This is a genomic window from Bacillus sp. YKCMOAS1, from assembly GCF_030268125.1.
Lineage (GTDB): Bacteria > Bacillota > Bacilli > Bacillales > Bacillaceae > Bacillus > Bacillus safensis.
This window is the reverse complement of the sequence record NZ_BSEI01000002.1, coordinates 337,014-355,214: the sequence shown is the minus strand read 5'-3', so window position 1 is coordinate 355,214 and position 18,201 is coordinate 337,014. Positions and strand designations below refer to the sequence as shown.

At 40.5% G+C, this 18,201-nt stretch carries 13 protein-coding genes, 1 pseudogene and 1 riboswitch; of the genes and pseudogenes, 3 read left to right on the top strand and 11 right to left on the bottom strand.

What is annotated here, in order from left to right:
- Positions 1-33: 33 nt before the first annotated feature.
- Both QSJ46_RS06570 and QSJ46_RS06565 read right to left on the bottom strand, forming a co-directional pair.
- Entirely contained in the window at positions 34-774 is a 741-nt protein-coding gene (locus tag QSJ46_RS06570; protein WP_047201930.1) for a polysaccharide deacetylase family protein, read from the bottom strand.
- Between the two features lie 172 nt (positions 775-946).
- Complete coding sequence (locus QSJ46_RS06565) at positions 947-2,068, bottom strand: response regulator aspartate phosphatase (protein WP_041086294.1); 1,122 nt, start codon at positions 2,066-2,068, stop codon at positions 947-949.
- A gap of 218 nt (positions 2,069-2,286) precedes the next feature.
- On the opposite strand from QSJ46_RS06565, the gene sigK reads away from it, so the two are divergent.
- The 3 genes and pseudogenes from sigK to QSJ46_RS06550 form a co-directional block, all read left to right on the top strand.
- Entirely contained in the window at positions 2,287-3,015 is a 729-nt protein-coding gene (gene sigK, locus QSJ46_RS06560) for an RNA polymerase sporulation sigma factor SigK (RefSeq protein ID WP_034738387.1), read from the top strand.
- Between the two features lie 486 nt (positions 3,016-3,501).
- Positions 3,502-4,161: a hypothetical protein gene (locus QSJ46_RS06555; RefSeq protein ID WP_008342520.1), complete on the top strand. Its 660-nt coding sequence runs from the start codon at positions 3,502-3,504 to the stop codon at positions 4,159-4,161.
- Positions 4,162-4,189: 28 nt separating this feature from the next.
- Positions 4,190-4,579 (top strand): annotated as a pseudogene (locus QSJ46_RS06550) (sigma-70 family RNA polymerase sigma factor); the annotation flags it as partial.
- 137 nt (positions 4,580-4,716) lie between these two features.
- On the opposite strand, the gene QSJ46_RS06545 reads toward QSJ46_RS06550, so the two are convergent.
- The 9 genes from QSJ46_RS06545 to QSJ46_RS06505 form a co-directional block, all read right to left on the bottom strand.
- A complete protein-coding gene (locus QSJ46_RS06545) occupies positions 4,717-5,232 on the bottom strand; it encodes an Imm6 family immunity protein (protein ID WP_285604490.1) in 516 nt (171 codons plus the stop codon).
- A gap of 15 nt (positions 5,233-5,247) precedes the next feature.
- Positions 5,248-7,017: a ribonuclease YeeF family protein gene (locus tag QSJ46_RS06540; RefSeq protein WP_483298728.1), complete on the bottom strand. Its 1,770-nt coding sequence runs from the start codon at positions 7,015-7,017 to the stop codon at positions 5,248-5,250.
- Positions 7,018-7,248: 231 nt separating this feature from the next.
- A complete protein-coding gene (locus QSJ46_RS06535) occupies positions 7,249-8,970 on the bottom strand; it encodes a pyruvate oxidase (RefSeq protein WP_047203837.1) in 1,722 nt (573 codons plus the stop codon).
- 67 nt (positions 8,971-9,037) lie between these two features.
- Entirely contained in the window at positions 9,038-10,864 is a 1,827-nt protein-coding gene (locus QSJ46_RS06530) for an APC family permease (RefSeq protein WP_224930307.1), read from the bottom strand.
- 112 nt (positions 10,865-10,976) lie between these two features.
- A riboswitch (cyclic di-AMP (ydaO/yuaA leader) is annotated at positions 10,977-11,121 on the bottom strand.
- A 69-nt stretch (positions 11,122-11,190) separates the two neighbouring features.
- Positions 11,191-13,278, bottom strand: coding sequence for a cellulose biosynthesis cyclic di-GMP-binding regulatory protein BcsB (locus QSJ46_RS06525; RefSeq protein WP_285604489.1), 2,088 nt, complete (start codon positions 13,276-13,278; stop codon positions 11,191-11,193).
- A gap of 4 nt (positions 13,279-13,282) precedes the next feature.
- A complete protein-coding gene (locus QSJ46_RS06520) occupies positions 13,283-14,506 on the bottom strand; it encodes a glycosyltransferase family 2 protein (protein WP_417894866.1) in 1,224 nt (407 codons plus the stop codon).
- A gap of 37 nt (positions 14,507-14,543) precedes the next feature.
- Positions 14,544-16,256 (bottom strand): DUF2334 domain-containing protein, encoded by a 1,713-nt coding sequence (locus QSJ46_RS06515; protein WP_285604488.1) that lies wholly within the window; start codon positions 16,254-16,256, stop codon positions 14,544-14,546.
- A complete protein-coding gene (locus QSJ46_RS06510; RefSeq protein ID WP_285604487.1) occupies positions 16,246-17,097 on the bottom strand; it encodes a GGDEF domain-containing protein in 852 nt (283 codons plus the stop codon). Before QSJ46_RS06510 ends, QSJ46_RS06515 begins: the two co-directional genes overlap by 11 nt.
- Positions 17,078-18,160, bottom strand: coding sequence for a glycosyl hydrolase family 8 (locus QSJ46_RS06505; RefSeq protein WP_285604486.1), 1,083 nt, complete (start codon positions 18,158-18,160; stop codon positions 17,078-17,080). Before QSJ46_RS06505 ends, QSJ46_RS06510 begins: the two co-directional genes overlap by 20 nt.
- Between the last annotated feature and the right edge of the window lie 41 nt (positions 18,161-18,201).

The following is an 18,201-nucleotide window of genomic DNA, read 5'->3' as shown; positions in this document are numbered from 1 at the left end:
TTTCAATGAATGACTGTTTTTGACGAATGCTTCCTATTGCAGTTGAACTGGCATATATGCTTTGTCATGGTGAAGCAGCTCACTTACTTTTACAAATTCATAGCCTCTCTTCTTTAATTCAGGAATCACCTGCTTTAATGCTTCTACCGTTTGCTTGCGATTTCCCCCGCCATCATGTAAAAGGATGATATCGCCGCCTTGAATATGATCAATAATTCGGCTTGCAATTTTATGTGCGCCTGGTCTTGACCAGTCCTTCGGATCTTGCGTAAATGACCACATGACCACATCGTACCCTTGCTTTGACAGAATGCGGAATGATTTCATTGTTAAACGTCCACCAGGAGGGCGAAATAATAAGGGACCGCCAGGCTGGAGTGAAGCGATATGAGCCGCTGATTCTTTTAATTCCCGCTTGATCTCCTTTGACGACAACAGGTCAAAATACGTATGATTCATCGTATGATTGCCAAGTTCATTCCCTTCGTCCACAATCCGTTCTGCGATCATCGGATATGCATGGATTCGGCTCCCTATCACAAAAAAGCTCGCATTCACTTGATGCTCCTTCAGCACATCCAATATTTGATTTGTATACACTGGGTGAGGTCCATCATCAAAGGTGATTGCAATCTTTTTCCGTTCCGCTCTCATGTCCCAAAAGGCACGTCCCGTTTTTTCAAGATCGACTCGTTTTAATGTACGTGCCTCTACTTTATTAGGAACAAAAGCACATAGCAGCCATATACACATTAAGATATGCAGCCCTTTCATTCGACCGCCTCCTCCACCGAACATCATTACCAATTAAATTGCCCGCTTTCTCATCAATTCATGCAAACCTCATGAGGATATCGACATCTTTTTCACATAAAAAAAAGCCGGCCATACTGGCCCGCTCTTTGTGTTTCACGTTTGGTTTCTCTCTTCAACTGTCGAACGTTGCTTAGAATTCATACAGACACTCTCCTTCTTGGATTTGATTTTGAGCCCATAATAATTTCTGATAATACTGGTTGGACTTTTTGTATTGTTGAGAGGCTTCTAAGGCTGTCGCAATTTCTAGTGAGATATCCTCTATATAAGAGTATAGGCTAAGTTTTTCCAAATAATCAATGGTTTTTTGCAGTTGGTCTTCATTGATTTCCTGAACATATAAAGCATCCAGATACTCAAACATATGACAGAACAGCTGGTCTTCATGCTTCTTTGCAGCCAATTTCCCAGCTTCTAATATGCGCAAGGCATCCGCCTGTTCATTCTGTCTAAAAAGCAGCTTCGCCAGCGTATAGAGCGTATGCGGAAGCGTTGGAAGCAGCTCTTTGCGGGCAAGATCAGCGGATTCCGTTAAATATCGTTCCGCTTCCTCTCTATAGCCAAGCTCGCCATAACATTTTCCTAAATTATAGAGCGCTGAACTGTATATGCGCGGGTGATCAATTTGAGATGCGAGCTGTTTTGCCTTTTTTAAATGAGGCAGTGCCCGGTCTTTTCGTTTTAAATCTTGATAATTTCCTGAAATGACAAAGAGACATTGAATGATGCGAATGGTATACGCATCATGCTGATCGTATATTTCCAGCGCCTTTAAAATATGGTGCATGGAGACATGTGTTTGTTTCATGATATAGTAGGCTTCTGCCACTTTAAAATGAAACTCAGCCTGCTCAATATCATCAAATACCATGGACAGCTGCTTTTCTGCGACTCGATAATATTTGACGGCTTCTAAATATTCTTTTTGACTAAATTCATGCATGCCACGAAAAAATGCATGGTAATAATGCAGCATATCAGATAACTCATGATTGGAATTTTCGATTTTATCGACTAGATTAGATACTGAGAAAGGTTGGTATTTTGAAGGGTGTATATAGTCAAGCATGATTTGGTGCCGAAAACACATGAGCTGATAATAAATCAGTAAATGCTGGTCCTCTTCCATCTGTTCAATTTCCGCTTCAACTTCCGCTTTCAAGATTTCCGCATCTGGAACACTGAACTGCCGTATCATTCGATACCATTCATTAATTTTCATACCTACATGTGAAGATAGAACCTTCCCCATGTTCCGAAATGACCCCTTCCTTTTCGGTCTAATATTACATATTTTAGCACGCTTCTTGACCGCCAAGCACCGAAAAGAAACCGCAAACATAAAAAAGAGACGCACAGAAGCACGATTTTTTTGAAAAAGATGATTTTTTCATCGTACAGACACAGACAATCCCTCCTTCACATACATTTGAGGATATAGGCAGCAGCCTAAACATGGTGGAGGTGAAAATCGTGGCAGGAGTATTTACAGCGATGGGATTGATGGTCAAAGAATTGGTGTTTTTAGTGTCCTATGTCAAAAACAATGCCTTTCCACAGCCCCTTTCGGGAGATGATGAAAAAAAATACTTAGCCCTCATGGCACAGGGCGATGAACACGCAAGAAACATGCTGATTGAACATAACCTTCGGCTCGTCGCCCATATTGTAAAGAAATTTGAAAATACCGGGGAAGACGCTGAAGACCTCATCTCCATCGGGACGATCGGACTCATTAAAGCCATCGAAAGCTATTCCTCTGGAAAAGGAACAAAGCTGGCAACGTATGCGGCGCGGTGTATTGAAAATGAAATTCTCATGCACTTACGTGCGCTCAAAAAAACGAAAAAAGACGTCTCCTTGCATGACCCCATCGGTCAGGATAAAGAAGGCAACGAAATTTCATTAATCGATGTCTTAAAATCCGAAAATGAAGATGTGATCGATACCATTCAGCTCAACATGGAGCTTGAAAAAGTAAAGGAGTATATCGACATTCTCGACGGCCGAGAAAAAGAAGTCATCGTCGGCAGGTTCGGACTTGATTTAAAGAAAGAAAAAACGCAGCGGGAAATAGCCAAGGAGCTCGGGATATCGCGGAGCTATGTGTCACGTATAGAGAAGCGGGCGCTGATGAAGATGTTTCATGAGTTTTATCGGGCGGAGAAGGAAAAACGGAAGCGGGAGAAGGGGAAGTGAAAATGAATTTCCCTAACTTCTAACAAAAACAGACCTTACTAGGTCTGTTTTTTATTTCGGCAATAAGCTACTGTCTCGTTGCATTTCTTTTGATAATAGCTACCGCCTTAGACCTCAAGAAAATGGAAATATTTTGGTGATGAACTTTGTGTCATGCGTTTAGACATGAAGGAAATCAACTAATTATGTCCCACTGTTTAGAGAATTGTGGAAAAATGCAGGACAAACTGTTTGCATAGTTTTGTATTTCAACTTTTATGTTTAGAAAAATAAAAGCTATTCAGACTTATAATAATTTCACAAATGAAATATCAGCACTTTTTAATGTTACATCCGAATTCACTACCGAACGTTTCGTGACTTTAAACCCATGCTATAAGTCATGAATTGTTTTGTCTTATTTTGTCGAAAATCATCAATTTAATATTTTTTATATTATAATGTTTCCTGTATTACTAAAATGTGTATATAGAAGGGTGCAGACTAATGAAAAAAGCTAAACTAATTTTATTCTTATGCTTTATGGCAGTTCTAACTGCTTGCGGTAACACTAACAGTTCAACTGATCCAGCAAAAAAAGAAGAAACGAGCAAAGAGGCTTCAAAAGAATCAGCACAAAAAGAGAATAAACCAACGTCAGGACGCTTATCAAAGATTGGGGAGTGGAAGAAAGATAAAAATGGGTCAACACTGACTTTGAAAAAGATAAACAACAAACAAAAAGAAATAGATTTAAGTCCTATTAAGATGAAAATACAAGATATTAAAGTTTTTGAATACAGTAATTTAGGTGAAGACGATAAAGAGCTTCTTTCTGATAATCAATATGAAAAAGATAAATATCATAGAATACAAATCACTTACACGACTGAAAACACTTCCGATAAAGATGTTTTGTTTTCTGGTGTTAAAGTTATTACCACTAATACAAAAAAACAAATTGAAGTCAATGAGTCTAATTTGTATACGGATAAAGGTGTTGGTTCTTTTTATGGTAAAGTCGAAAATGAAGGTATGGTTGTAGTTCCTTTACTTGTAGATGATGTTTCAGATTTGAGCTCAATCACACTTCACTTAGGAGATGTATTTCTAAATGACGAACCTGAATTATTGCATGATGGGGCAAAAGTGAAATTCGATTTTTAAATTCTGCCCCCCCCCTTTTGACTTTAATAATGAAATTCTCATGCACTTACGCGCCCTCAAAAAAATGAAAAAAGATGTCTCCTTGCATGACCCAATCGGTCAGGATAAAGAAGGCAACGAAATTTCATTAATCGATGTCTTAAAATCCGAAAATGAAGATGTAATCGATATTCAGCTCAACATGGAGCTTGAAAAAGTAAAGGAGTATATCGACATCCTCGACGGCCGAGAAAAAGAAGTCATCGTCGGCAGGTTCGGACTTGATTTAAAGAAAGAAAAAACGCAGCGGGAAATAGCCAAAGAGCTCGGGATATCGCGGAGCTATGTGTCACGGATTGAAAAGCGGGCGCTGATGAAGATGTTTCATGAGTTTTACCAGGCGGAGAAGGAAAAACGGAAGCGGGAGAAGGGGAAGTGAAAAAAATTCCCCTAACTTCTAACAAAAACAGACCTCATGAGGTCTGTTTTTTATTTCGGCACTAAGCTACGCTACTGTCACTCTGCATTTCTTTTGATAATAGCTGCCCTTTATTCATATCGCCCAATTAATCTAATTTAAATGACTGCGATGTCCTCTTTGTTAATTAAATATATTTTGTTATGATCGTGATCTTTGCTAGGATAATGATCAATTAAATATTTTCTCAAGGTATTTAATTCAGCCCTATCAATCTTTTTTGTTTCAATTGCATTTTCCCACATTACAATTAATGTTTCATCGTCTATTACCTCTAGCACTTGAGGAACAAATTTTTTATTTTCTCGTCTATACGCTTGATACGCTGTGTAAGAAACTGCATCTAATACTGAATACCAGCCATATTGTTTTTGTTCATCTTTTTCTTTAGTAGCGAACTCAGCTACATCCATATAATCTTCACTATCTATATAATTACATAAATCTTCTGCACTTAACTCTTTGCCAGAAAGCCATTTCCAACAATCATCTAAAGCTTTTTCTCCTATGTGGTAACCATCATCTTCTTTATCTATGAATGTATACATTTTTTCAGCTATTGCTAATCCTAGAGCAACTTTAGCCTCTTCACTAAGGTCATTTATAAAATCCATTCTATAGCCTCTTTCCTATTTTTTCATTTTAACTACATTTTCTGTAACACCATTTTTAACATCAAAAGATAAAGTATCTCTTGGATGTGGGACACTTGGATCTCGTTCTGTTGTTACTTTTATTTTCAATTCAGGATATTGATCTGTCAGTTGCTTGAATATTCCTCTTTCCTCACTTGGAACTCGATCAAACAAACCTTTTGTACATTTATTACAAACTCCATTTGGATTGGATTGATGGATATTTAGTATACCTTTTATCTCTTCTGGTTTAAGTCCTGCCTTTTTAACTGCGTCCTCAAATTCTGCGATTACGCCTTCTTCTGCATGATCCATAAATTGAGCGTGCCCTCTAACTGATCTTTTATATGGTGCCTTAATTTTCCGATCAGGATAAACTTCATCTAATGAAGGAAGACCTCCTTCTTTCCTAACTTTTGGCGACCCACCTTCGAACACGCTACGTTCCAAACCTTTGACATCTGTTTTTCCTACAGCAACAGTTTGAGTTTCTGGAACATTCCACTTCTTCCGCAAACGATCTAAATCAGTCTTTCCTACGCTTGCTTGATTAAGGTGGTTGCTTTTCTGATTAATTCCCATTCTGCCATTAAACCCTTTCGCCCCAAACGGCAAAAGCATTCCAAGCGCCGCATTCATACTTGCTTCCTGCTGTTCTTTTGAGATCTTGTTTCCAAACATGTCTCGGCCTGTGATTGCTTCGCTGAAGCCGTTGGTGGCGGTGAGGCCATATAATCCTTTTTGAGATGTCTTCAGGGCGTCAAAGGATTTTTGAGATGTCTTGTAGATGTCGACTGCTCTGACTGCAGCTGATGTGGCTTGGGTTGTTTTATAGACAGCTTTTCCGCCTTTGAAAATGCGGCCTGCCCAGCCGACGATTGGGATGTAACCGGCTGCTGCCATGCCGCCTGCCGCGACTCGCTGTCCTGCGGTGAGTTCCTCACCTGTGATTGGATCAACGCCTGTTGCGGCACGTTTTGCATCGTTCACACCTGTCAGTTCATTCACGATATTTCCACCGTAATCGAGCGCTTTTTCATACCAAGGACGGTTGGCGAGGGCTTCTTGTTCCTTTGCGATCTCTCGGGCTTCTTCTTGTTCTTTTTTGATTTTCAGATATTCAGAAGTTTGCTTTTCAATATCGCTTTTTGCCTTGTAGATTTCGCTATTTTGATACGCTTTCTTGTCAAAATTCATAGGCGAAATCGCTTTTCCGTCATTTGTCGCATTCATCATTTCAGCGTACAATGCCATTGTAGCTTGCTGCTCCGTCTCTGACAAAGCATATTCATCTTTTAAATTTTGATCAAGCTCTCTTAATTCTTTGACCGTCTTTTTTCGTTCATCTTCCGCATCTTCTATTTTTTCATCGAAAGTTTGACTATCAAATACCTCTAGGGAAATAAGGTCATCGATGTCTTGAAAAATCGTTTTGAGTGCCTTTTTTTGATCCTTTACAATGCTTTTGGCGTTTTTGATGCCCATATGTACTGCGTTGTCTAAAAAGTGTTCTTCTATAAAGGTATCACCGCCAAAGTTTGTATCATCCAGTGTCCCAGAAATACCTTCATGAAAGGCTTTTTGCTTATCGATGAAGCTGATAAACATGTCTACATTTCCGGCGAGCTCTTTATAAAAGCTTTTAATGTTATCGGCACCTTTCCCAGTGAAGTCGTCACCGAGGTTGGCAACACCTTGTAATGCCTTTTTTAAATCTACCATTTGTTCGCGGAGTTCCTGATAGTGTTTTGCCCTTGTGTCCATGGCACTGGTTAGTGCTTTTGCATCAAGTATCTTACCCAGAAGACGTCACTCCCTCCATTATTGATCATAAAGTCTATTTTACCTTTCTCAGCGAATTGGAAAAATAGGCTTTAAGTTACAAAAATAATTTCCAAATATTTTTAGAGGGAATAAAACAAGTGATAATTGAAATGTTTTTTCCTTTCAGCAAAAAAAGTCAGTCCTCTTTTGAGAGGACCGACTACATTTTGCTTAGAAAAAGCGTTTTAAACTTTTCTTGAGTGGAGGGATATCCAACTCGCCTTTTTCAAAGAATTTTTTCAGTAAGTACTTACTAAAACCGGCTGCTTGTGTGTAGGTAATTTTCCCAGGTAACGGCGGTTCATTGGTGACAGCAACATCAATAATGACGGGTTTATCAGATTGAAGGGCTGTATCAAAAGCCGGAGCTAGTTCTTCATGCGATGACACGGAGATTCCTTTGCCGCCACATGCTTCTGCAAACTTAGCAAAATCAATATCTTCAAGCTCTATGCCATAATTGATGTTTCCTTTTACTTGTTGTTCATATTCAATCATTCCAAGGTTGCTGTTGTTTAAGATCACAACAACGATCGGAAGCTTATATTTTACCGCTGTCACAAAGTCTTGCATGACCATTGTGAAGCCACCATCACCACAGACAGCAATTGCTTGACGATTCGGTTCATTTAACTTAGCAGAGATCGCTCCAGGTAATCCACAGCCCATTGTGGCAAGCCAGCTGGAAATGATGAAATCCTGCTGTTTCATTTCGAAATGGCGGGCCATCCATACGGTCACATTCCCTACATCAACAGAAAGAATGGCATCGTCTTCGACTGCTTCTTCTAATCTAGCAATGACTTGCTGAGGTTTAAGCGGTGATGTGGCAACGGATTTTTCCTTATCCATTTCTTCTCGCCATTTCATCATATGCTCTGTACACGCTTCAAGGAAACCACGCTGCTCTTTATATTCAATGTAGGAGGTCAGTTCCTGCAAACCACTCTTGCTGTCACTCACGATTCCTACGTCTACTGGATATCTTTTACCGATTTGATCTGGTTTAATATCCAGTTGAATGGCAGGTGTGTCCTCAGGTAAGTAGTCTCTATATGGGAAGGAAGTGCCAAGCATAATTAAGAGATCACACTCTTCCATCGCTTCATATGCTGGCTTCGTTCCAATTTGACCTAGGTTCCCTAAAAAGTATGGATGCCTGTCTGGCACAACCCCTTTTGCAGGAAGTGTAATAACAATAGGTGCAGCAGCCTTTTCTGCAAACGACAAAAGCTCTTCTTTTGCATTTCTTAAACCTTTACCTGCTAGAATGACTGGCTTCTTCGCATTGTTAATCAGCTGTGCGGCTTTTAACAGTTGATCTTTCTTTGGCCGTACTTCTCCCTCAACATAAAGAGGAGATGTATAAACAGGCTTACGCTTAATTTTTTGAGAAAATAAGTCATCCGATACGGTGAGAACTGCCACACCTTTGTGGGTATAAGCTGCTTTAATGGCTTGATTCAATAAATCAGGCAGAGCTTCTGCTGTTTGTACCTGCTGATTAAAGACAGCGACGTCGTCAAACATCCGCTCTAATTTGATTTCTTGAAAGGCGTCTCTCCCTACTTCAGTCGACGCAACCTGCCCTGCAATTGCTAATACGGGTGCCCCATCTGCTTTTGCATCGTATAGTCCATTTAATAAGTGGACAGCACCTGGTCCAGCGATGGATAAGCAGACACCAAGCTTACCTGTTAGTTTGGCATCAGCCGCCGCTGAAAGTGCCGCCACTTCTTCATGTCTCGTTTGTATAAATTGTATTTGGCTTGATTCATGCCTAAGCTCTTCAATCAATTCGTTTATACTGTCGCCGGGCATTCCATAAATATGTTTTACGCCCCACTCTTCCAGTAGCGCTGTTACTTCTTTTCCTGCGGTTCTTTGCGGCATGTGAGAAAACTCCTTTTTTCTTAGTCCATACCACCGCACCCTTTTGATCAAACGTTTCAACTTGCTGCTACTTTTTAAAATGATATGGAAGGGTGGCGACCACTATATCCCGCTTCCATAATAGACGGAATCTTAATAAAAAGGCAGATTGGTTATGCAAGATCGTATGCCATCTTTTTTTCGGGATGAATTGAGGCACGAGCACCATCACTTTATAATGATGCGCATTTGCTTTTGCCTCAACCGTTTCAAGAAATTTATCAAGCGGATGAATAAGACTTCGATAAGACGAATGCAGCATCACAAGCCGCACACCGCTATTCAGCTTTTCCCAATCCGCTTCAATTTTCTTATCTTTTTCTTTATCAAAGGATACATGAACTGCTATCACTTGCTCTGATAAGGATTTTGCATATTGAACAGATTGCTCGACGACACGTGTTACGCCGGCTATTGGCACGATGACCACATTTCCTTTAATCTCAACAGGCTCTGTTTCATTCATTAAACGCAGTTGTTCTCCAACAGACAGATAATGTTTTTTAATGGAGTGAAAGATTAATAAGACAATTGGCATGAAAACAAATACTGGCCATACAAGATGGAACTTAGTCAAAATGAGAATCATGAGAACCGTGAAAGAAATCAGTGCTCCGACTATATTGATAGGCATTTTCGTTTTCCAGCCCTGCGGTTTTTCACGAATCCATTTCACACACATGCCGGTCTGTGACAAGGTAAATGGAATAAATACACCGACAGCATATAGCGGGATGAGGTGTTCCGTTTTCCCATCAAACAACCAAATGAGCAGCATGGAAGCTACACCTAAAAAGATAATGCCATTTGAATAACCAAGTCGATCCCCTCTTACTGTAAACATGCGCGGCATATATTTATCCTTTGCTAAGTTGACCGCCAATAAAGGAAAGGCGGAAAAGCCGGTGTTTGCCGCTAATATCAGGATTAAAGCTGTGACAGCCTGAATGACATAATAGAAAAATGTACGTCCAAATGTATCTGATGCAATTTGTGATACAACCGTTTCTTCTGGCTTTGGTGAGATGCCAAAACCAAACGCAAGCAATGTCACGCCAACAAATAATACGGCTAGTAATCCACCCATCATCAACAATGTTCTCGCTGCATTTTGTGCAGCAGGTTTTTTAAAGGATGGAATGGTATTTGAAATGGCTTCTACCCCAGTTAGTGCAGAACAGCCAGACGAAAATGCTTTTAATAAAAGAAATAATGTAATGCCAGATACATGTGTGCCTATTGCTGTATGCTCAGGAGCTGGAGGAACGCCTCCTGTTAATAATTTAAAGCCTCCGACTCCAATTAATATAAGGAGTGATATGACAAACAAGTATACGGGATAAGCCAAAATAGATGCCGATTCTGTCAATCCACGAAGGTTAAGCACCATGATCATAATGACCAATACAATTGAAATCAGCACATGATATGGATATAGTGCCGGAAAAGCCGATGTGATAGCATCGGTACCCGCTGATATGCTCACTGCTACAGTCAAAATATAATCTACAAGCAATGATCCGCCTGCGATCAGTCCTGGTTTTTCACCTAAGTTTCTGCTTGAGACGACATAGGCCCCGCCGCCTTCTGGATAAGCATAAATAATCTGGCGGTAAGATAGAATTAACGCCATTAAAAGAATTAATACACAACCTGCTATCGGGAGTGAGTACCAAAATGCTGCTGCACTAACGACTGAAAGAACAATCAATATTTGTTCTGTACCGTATGCAACAGATGACAATGCGTCTGATGACAATAATGCCAACGCTTTGATTTTTGATAGTTTTTGTTCTCCTGCTGCCTGTGATTTTAATGGTTTCCCAATTAAAATACGCTTCATCAAACTGTACATGTGATGCCCGCTCCTTTAGTGTCAAACGATTTAAGTTACAAAAGATGGATCGCCAAAAAGACACAGAGGCAATAGAATGCCCCTGCGTCTATTATTTAGATCACAGGTTGGTCTTTGCTCTCTTTAACGCTTACGAGGTTAGCTGACGGATTCGGGCGCATGAGACTTTGCCCTACCTAAAAAGGATTCACCCCACGTAGTGCTTTACACTACTAATGGTTCCCCCGCTCATCGAAATGATTCAGCGATTGGTCTTTTATAAAAGAGATCATACTCCCGTTTGACACCAAAGTAAAGACATTTTTTCAAGGTCTTTTGATCGTTTATCAATCAGTCTTTTTGCGGTTTTTTCGTACGAAATAAATAATCATTACGACCACAAAAATAATTAGCACAGCGATACATGCAAAGTAAATCCAAGAATCACCAACGCCTTGCTTTTCACCTTTTTGGAGATCATTTGTTGTGCTGCTGACCGTTTGATGATTAGAGAACATGTCTTTGTTTTTGCTCTCGATTGCAACTGTTGCCGTTTCCGTATTTGTTTGCAGGAAATGAATCACTTCATGTGAAAGATCAGCGTCGGCTGCATTCATTCCTGAAAAGACGGTCATTGTTTGTTCTTTATTCCATACAGATGGCTGCGTCCATACAATACGAGCAGTCGTTTCATTGATCATGCCAAAGGAGGATACATCATACTGATCCTTTTTCGCTGGAACGATGAGATCGTCTGCCTTTTCTTTTAAAAGAGAGAACGTATGAATGCCCCCGATGAAAATAAGAGAGTGATTTTTCAATTGATTATTTGTCACATTTGATGCTTTGATCAACTGATATTGAGCAGCTTCCGGCTGACTAAATGATTCTGTCAGCATTGCCATTTGATTGATCGTTTCTTGCTTGATTTGATCTGGCAAGATGATCAATGGTTTTCCTTGCTGCGTTTTTGATGTGAAAGGAAGCGGCCATGCGGCTAAATCCGGTGTATCACTAGTCGTCCCTTCTGGTATTTGAAGAGAGCTGTTATTATCAATGTAAATCCAGCCTTCTTCATCCGTATGTCTGCAGGCTTCCATGTTTTTAAAGCCTGTAGTGACAAATTGGAGATCAATATACTCGTTCTTTTGAAGGACTTGTGCATCTACTGGAATTGACACATGATAGAATCCATTCCCATCTTTGTTTCCTAGTTTTGTTAACGGTACATCGTGTGGTTCGTTATTGATCATGACTGTTAAGCGTTCCGCTTTGTTCGCTTTATCAGATTTTTTAAATGATAGATTGAGTTTTGCACCTGATTTTTGATTAGCGATCAATGCCTTTGGATAATAGTAATGATCAGATACCGTCTTTTTGGTTCCAACCGTGACATCATCACCACCAAAATCTTTTAAACGAATTTGATGAGATGGTTTTGATGCTTTAGCCGTAACCTTTTGAAGGAGTAAATCTGTCCCAGTGAGCTGATCGGTCAGTTCTGGTTGAGTCAAGACATTGATTTTTTCAGCAATTGTCTTTGGCTGTTCAGCAGTAACAAATAAAATGGGCTGTTCTTTTTTCTTCCCTGTCAGGGTTCTCACCGCTAACGTGAGGTGATTGTTTGCAGTTTTCATCTTCGCAGCTTGCTCGATCGATTTCACTCGCCCCTCCCAGTTTCCTTTTGCTCCTACAGCAATGGTTGGATGCGCGATTTGCTTGAGGTCCTTTTCTTGGACGAGTTTGAGGTCTGCTTGGCGGTCTTTGTTTTTCAACGTACGATATACTTTCATAGCCGCTTCTAATTCAGATGCTTCCGGTGAATTCGGAATCACAATATCTGTTTGTTCTTTCTGATCACCTGTTTGAATGAAAGGTGAAGGGAAGCTGTCTAACGTCACGTCTTTCGTTTGAGTCCCTTTGAAATCCAGCTCACTTTCAGGGTATACTTTCAGCCAATTGGCAGGTGTCTCTTGGTTGATACACACACCTTCTTTTAACACGCCATAAAATGCGAGCTGAATCCGATGAGAACCTTTTTTCAATTGCGATTTGTTCAATTTGATTTGAATCGATTTCTTTTGGTTTTTTCCTGTTACGGGAATGGTCTTTTCAATCTCTCCATCAATCATGACTGTGAACGATGATGGCGAAATGAGTAATGGTGATGCCTCTATATTTAATGTAAGGGTGCTAGACTCTACTTTTTCTTTTTCTATTTGATAGGAAAATTCAGTGCGGTCTTCTTGTCCATACAAGGTCACTACATCTTCTGATAATGCTTGCGTTTCTTTTTGGCTTCCTTTTGATGAGCGAATCCAGTCATCTTTCACTTGTACTCGATTTGATTGCGCCAGTGCTTGCCCCGCCATGAAAAAAGGCTGAGTGGCAAGGGATATCACCAATATAAAAACCATCCATTTTACTGATTTCAATTTGTCACCCGCTTTTCTTTTGTTGTTGATCGTAACGCTCGGTTTTGTACCATTTTACTTCTTGTTTGAATAAACGGCTCTTTGTCTCTACAAATAAAGAGTACACGACTAGCGCAATCCATACTTGAGAGTAAGTGAAGTACATGAGCGCCACAATGAGTATATTTTGTTTGGTGAGCTCTGTTTTCTCAATGCTTAATGTAATCATCACTTCTGTTAGAAATAGGAAGAAGGCCAATCCCCACAGGATCAGGGCAACAGCTCCTACAGATAAGTGAAGGTCAACAAATAGGTTCACGATAAAGATCCCGTTTGAGAGCAGGACACCGAAGAAAAATAAGAAATACGTAAAGAAGAAATAAAACAAATCGAAAATCATTCGTTTTCGTTTCAGCTTCATAAACTGCTTTAAAAATTTGAGTACAACATATTGATTGCCTCGAGCCCAGCGCGTTCTTTGCCGCCACCAGACTTTCCACGTCTCAGGCTCTTGTTCCCAAGTGATCGCTGCCGGGAAAAATCGAATGACATAGCCAAGGTTATAGACACGAATCGTTAATTCGGTGTCCTCAGCCAGCGCATGAACATCCCAGCCACCAAGTTCTTCTAAAATATGGCGGCGGATGGCGAAGTTGGTGCCTGGTATTGTCGCAATCCTAAACCACTTCCATCTTCCGCCCTGCGCCATCCATTGGAAGCAGATGGTCTCAATATTAATAAATTTGGTCAGGAGATTTTTGGCTGCATTAATGACCCTGAATTTCCCGACAACAGCACCTGCCTTAGGGTCGTTCAATAAACCAAGAACTAAGTGATAGACGGCCTTTTGTTCAGGCATGTTATCTGCATCGTATACGCAGATGACTTCTCCTGTTGAAGCCTTTAAGCCTTCATTCAGTGCAGTGGATTTTCCCTTTCCGGCAAATGGCGGCTTTGTTTCAATCATATGGACATGATCATATTGCTCACTGAATGACCGCACGATGTCCCCTGTGCCATCGGAGGAATTGTCATTAATCACAATGATTTCAAGGAGATGTTTAGGGTAGGATAGCTGGACCATTGCTTTTAGCGTTTGCCGGATGACAACTTCTTCATTATGAGCAGGAATCAGAATGCTGACGGTCGGCAGCTCTTTCCCTTGTTTCGTCCATTCAGGCAGCACTTTTTCGTAGGTCAGGTAGTGCTGAAAGCCGCCCTGCATGAGAAACATGTGGTATAGGAGCATGATCCAAATCAGTATTAATGAAAGATAAAATAAGACATCAGCCACCTAGTTTTCTCTCCTTAAAAATTCGTTTTTTCATTGTCAGTCTTAAATACAATGTGTAAAAAGCAAATGCCGCAATAAACAGCATCACCACGACTGTGAGAATGCGCAGCATATTTTCCATGCCGCTTCGTTTGACTGTTTTGGTTTCTGCTCTATTGGATTGTTCTACTTGAATATGTCCATTCCCTGATGTTTTGATCTGCACATGTGATGTTTGGACTGTTTGTTTTGCTTTCTTCAAATCCAGCCATTCACTAGAAGGAATTGCATCCATCTGCATCATCAGATTTTGCAGTCCAGCTATTCCCGATTCCACATCATAGGAAAGCCCAATTGCGGCTGATTGAAGATGCTGGATGGATTGAATTTTCTGTTCTGTTAAAACATTTGAACCTTCTTCGTCAGATGCTGCCTCAACTGGCTGCTGAGGATATAAGGTCATGCCATGAAGCATGGCGGGTTTCGTCACGAGTGGCGGAGCACCGGCTGTTTTCCACGTATGGTCCGACAGCTGTACCTGTCCAAACAGACTGGACACATGTCTAGATATCACTTCATAGCCTTGTTGAGATATAGCCTCATGCGGCACCTCGAATGCCAGCGGATATAGACCTTGCTGCGCAAGAAGCTCAATGCCTTTTGTTAGTTTTTCTTCTGTGTAGATGATTTCTTGCTGTTGATTTGACCTCGTATAAGCATGGAAGTCTTTTTCATTCGAGAAATGGCTTTCACTTTGCTTCTTCTCGGCTTTTTTTGGGTCATTTGATGTAATGGACTGATCATTCTTTGCATCCCAGAACTCAAAGTCCTGACCAGAGTCCTCTGTTCGATACGTTCGGCTAAATCCATGAAGAATGATGCTGGCTCCATCGCTTTGCAATTGTTTTAACACTTTTACGAGCTTCGGGCGGTCACTCAGTGTCACTTCATCACCTGTTGTTCGATCCACCCAAACAGGGGTTACCGCTATCAGAAACGGAACATGCCGAGTCGATACGTATTGTCCAAGCTCAAGCAGCTTCTTTTCGTCAGTGACAGGACTGATGTTCCCAAACTTTAAATACTTTGTGGTCAGCTGATCAGAAGAAGGCAGGTGTTTTTCCAGCACTTCTGCAAGCAGCTCGTTCTGCTGCACGACATTTAAGATTCCAATATAGTCTGCCCCTTCCTTTGTTTGAATCACAAATGGAAGATCAGCTTCATGCTTCTTCAATAAAAATTCACTTTGCAAGTCTGCCCCTTGAACCGTTAATGCACTGATACTTTTCTCTAGCTGACGGTAAGTTTGATCATCTGTATATTTGATTTGACTCGTATGATCTTGTTTGTGAAAAGTAAGCTTGGAGAATGGGCGAAGCTGTTCCGCATTGTATCCAATGGCTATCACCTTCTGTGCTTCATTCATCATACGAACGGTCTGCTTCGGTAAGGTTCTCTTTATTTCCCCTAGGTAGATGACTTGCTGAAATTCACTGATCTTCTTTTCAGCCAAATGTTCATCAGATACAATCGTCATCTGTTTGGAAAAATGTCCGGCGAGTAGATCCAGCATATGCACTGCTGGTGTCGCTTCCCCCGATTCTGTCGAATAAACGATCAGGGTATCTGGCTTGGCAAGAGCGTCGGCTGAAGCCATGTATTTAAAAGAAAAAATCAAAAAAAGAGCAAGCAGCAAACAGCATTTCATCAAAGAATTAAAGTTCATTCATCATCATCTCTTTTTCTAGTTCTTCTAAAAATTGCTCTGCCGTACGATATTCCGAACTGCTAGTTAAATGACAGACATGAAAAGTCAGGGTGACTTCACGACCGTTTAACAGCACATGCTTTTGCAATTTATCTTTTAGCTTCTCGAGGACGACAGAGACATTCTCTTCTGGTGTGTGAGTAAGCAGCAAGCCTATTCTTTCTTCGGATAATCGAAATTTCTTATCAGTTTCTCTGACACTTTCGCGAATCTTGATACTTAATTGCTGAAATAGGTGCTGCATTTCTTTTTCTCCATATAACGATTTGAATTCCGCTGCATAATGGATATGAAGAAGGATAAAAACGAATGGCTGTTTGTAACGTTCTGCCCGTTTCATTTCCTCGGATAATTCCAGCTTCATCCGATCTGCATTGTCAAATCCAGTTGTCGAGTCAATCGCCACAAATTGTTTCATCGCCTGCTTTTGTTGTTCAATGGTGTGACGCATCGTCTTGATCCGCTCATGCAAGCTTCCTGCTGAAATCGCGAAAAAGAGAAGGGCTACGCCCCAAACCACCACATCCTGCAATGTTCGATTGGAAAAGAAAGGATTTGTGTGACCAAGCTCTGTAAAGAACATAGCACTTCCTATAAAGAACAACATCAGCAAGGTAAAAATTAATGCTGGTAAGATGCCAAATAAAATCCCGCATCCTAACACGACAAAAATCAGTGTGATCATCAAAAAGCTCTCTGCATCATGTACGCCAAGGTAGCCCATAAACAAAATAAGACCTGCAAACGTGAGGAGCAGAGAATAATATAAACGATACGTATTACTGAATAACCGATTCATTAAAAAGCTCCCTTTCTGCAATGAGAGGCAATAAGTTGTCAAATGAGTGTGTGTCTTTTTCGTTCATGTATCCTCCATAATAATCCTTGAGAGGATCTTGAATTTGTAATTCTTTCATGCGGTCATAAACCTCTTTTGCGAATTCCGGTTCGTTTCGTTTAAGAGCATACAAGGTGACCAATGCATATACAGAAGGCGATTCATACGTCACCGATGGCTGCAATGTGCTCAGTTTATATCTACCGTACAGTTTTCCTTCTTTTTTAAAAGTCGTTTTTAGCCATTTCATGATCGCGGACGTACTCACCTTTGCACGATCGGCATGTAGAGCCGTATAGAGTTGATCAATCATATTGATTTCTTGATCAAATGAATAGGCTTTTTTCTTTATGTCATAGGATTTAGGAAAGAATCCTTTTTTTCTCGGTGCTTGTTTTAGAATGGTCAATTGGTTACTCGTCATTTGTTTCGTGAATATTTTGAGGGATTCCAATTCTTTGATTGCTTTTGGGTCTACATATGAGAGTGTGATTGTGTGTGAAGTTCGGTTTGTTGATGCATCATAATAATCGGACAAGATGCCTCTATACATATTCTTGTCTTTTAACGCTTGTGCGATTTCTTTTGCTGTGGTTTGATACGCTGTTTTCTTCCATAAACGATCTGCTTTTTGAAGTGCCGCCACTACCCGTAAGTCATCAACTAGAGCATTGGCCTTACTTTTTTGATCAGATTCGATTTGCCAGCTGAGAAGGTGATCTTCTAATAAAAATTGATCTTGCAGGACACCAAATTGTTGGTCAAAAGAATTTTGGTCTTTTTTTCGAACAAGATAATCCATCCAAAGTCCAAGCGATTCAGATAGGTAGATGTGCTGCTCCGCTAATGAAGTGCGAATCATGCCTTGATCTGTCATGAGGTGATGAGTGATAAAATATTCTCCAGGCAATACAGGCTGTGGAGATACTGGATCAGCTGATTCCTTCTGCTGTTTCCAGGTACATCCGCCTAATAGAAAAACAATGAGTAAACCAATAGCCGTGCGATGTATGGCTGTAACCATTCGTGTCCCCTTTCAACTCCCGTTCTCTTAGCTCTAACGAT

Bases quoted from the DNA above. Each gene is read 5' to 3' on its own strand.
- QSJ46_RS06570 (WP_047201930.1), bottom strand. From the start codon at position 774: ATGAAAGGGCTGCATATCTTAATGTGTATATGGCTGCTATGTGCTTTT.
- QSJ46_RS06565 (WP_041086294.1), bottom strand. From the start codon at position 2,068: ATGGGGAAGGTTCTATCTTCACATGTAGGTATGAAAATTAATGAATGG.
- QSJ46_RS06555 (WP_008342520.1), top strand. From the start codon at position 3,502: ATGAAAAAAGCTAAACTAATTTTATTCTTATGCTTTATGGCAGTTCTA.
- QSJ46_RS06545 (WP_285604490.1), bottom strand. From the start codon at position 5,232: ATGGATTTTATAAATGACCTTAGTGAAGAGGCTAAAGTTGCTCTAGGA.
- QSJ46_RS06540 (WP_483298728.1), bottom strand. From the start codon at position 7,017: ATGGACACAAGGGCAAAACACTATCAGGAACTCCGCGAACAAATGGTA.
- QSJ46_RS06535 (WP_047203837.1), bottom strand. From the start codon at position 8,970: ATGCCGCAAAGAACCGCAGGAAAAGAAGTAACAGCGCTACTGGAAGAG.
- QSJ46_RS06530 (WP_224930307.1), bottom strand. From the start codon at position 10,864: ATGTACAGTTTGATGAAGCGTATTTTAATTGGGAAACCATTAAAATCA.
- QSJ46_RS06520 (WP_417894866.1), bottom strand. From the start codon at position 14,506: ATGCTCCTATACCACATGTTTCTCATGCAGGGCGGCTTTCAGCACTAC.
- QSJ46_RS06515 (WP_285604488.1), bottom strand. From the start codon at position 16,256: ATGAACTTTAATTCTTTGATGAAATGCTGTTTGCTGCTTGCTCTTTTT.
- QSJ46_RS06510 (WP_285604487.1), bottom strand. From the start codon at position 17,097: ATGAATCGGTTATTCAGTAATACGTATCGTTTATATTATTCTCTGCTC.
- QSJ46_RS06505 (WP_285604486.1), bottom strand. From the start codon at position 18,160: ATGGTTACAGCCATACATCGCACGGCTATTGGTTTACTCATTGTTTTT.